Raw genomic sequence first — 1184 nt, 5'->3', positions numbered from 1 at the left:
GCGCGATGGCGGGGTTTATCCCCGAGCTTGCGGCGACGAAATCGCCCGTGACCTTCTCCTCGCGAAAATACGCGACGCAGAGCATGATGTGAACCGCGAGTGAAAATTTGATACCTACTTGCATAACCGACCTTGATTTAAATTTAAAACCGCACGTTAGTTTCGTGCGGCGTTATTTTAGCTAAATTAAGCAAAATTTTAAGCTCACGCCCTCTCGCCGACGGCGGTAAAGCGCTTTTGCACGAAGGCGCCATTTTTTAGCTCGTCTATGACAGCAAGCGCTAGGTCTGCGTAGCTGATATAGCTCTCGTTTTTGGAGTTTAGTATTAGATTATCGCCGCCAAGGACGTATTTGCCCGTGCGAGCGCCGTTTGCGTCATAGTCTCCAGCAGGCGAGACGTAGGTCCAGAGCACGTCGCTTCTGTCTTTTAGCTCAAAAAACGACTCCGCAGTCGCCCTTGCCACGCCCATATACTCAGGCGGGAAGTCAGGCGTATCCATAGCCATAGTGCCTTTATCGTCCACGTATAGCGTACCCGCGCCGCCGATGACGAGTAGTCTCGTTTTCGTACCGCTAAGCGCATCTGCTAGGTGTTTTGCTACCTTTTTATGAAGCGGAAATGTTTCGGGCGTCCAAGCCGCAAATGCGCTGATAACAGCGTCAAAGCCAGCTAGATCGGTCTTTGTTAGTTCAAAAATATCTTTGTAGACTACTTTAACGTCGCCGTTTTTATACTCTTTGTTTCGCACGATCGCCGTGACGTCATGCCCTTGTTTTAGAGCTTCTTGCACCAAATTTGAACCTGATTTTCCGTTTGCTCCGATGATTGCTACTTTCATTGTTTTTCCTTTAAATTTGATTTGTTTGATCGCACAGCCGCTGCGGTTAATGCGCTCGCACATTTGGCGCCGTATGCCGCGCCTCGCAGTTTAAAATTTACGCTCGCATTTGCCGAGCGCCTCGCAAATTTTACAGCCAGCTTGGCTTTACATCCTCGTTTATCACGCCATCATCCATCGTGTACTGCTCCAAGCTACCGCGTTTAGTTTGGATACAGATAAACTTTATCCCCTGCGCGCCCGCCTTGAAGCATCTTTTGCCGTCCGGATCGATGCGGATCGCGTCGCCCTCTTTGACCGCCTTTTCCTCGCCGTCGATGAAAAGCGTACCGCCGCCTTTTAGC

1 protein-coding gene and 1 pseudogene are annotated in these 1184 nt (G+C 50.1%); both read right to left on the bottom strand.

All coding sequences use genetic code 11. The annotated features are described in order from the left end of the window. Positions 1 to 204: 204 nt before the first annotated feature. Positions 205 to 840 (bottom strand): NAD(P)-dependent oxidoreductase, encoded by a 636-nt coding sequence (locus Q0340_RS00235; RefSeq protein ID WP_298081675.1) that lies wholly within the window; start codon positions 838 to 840, stop codon positions 205 to 207. A gap of 130 nt (positions 841 to 970) precedes the next feature. Beyond that, positions 971 to 1184: pseudogene (locus Q0340_RS00230) on the bottom strand (cupin domain-containing protein); the annotation flags it as partial.

Source organism: uncultured Campylobacter sp. (assembly GCF_938045595.1).
Lineage (GTDB): Bacteria > Campylobacterota > Campylobacteria > Campylobacterales > Campylobacteraceae > Campylobacter_B.
Note: the sequence above shows the minus strand (reverse complement) of the source record. Positions and strands in the feature narration are given on the sequence as shown.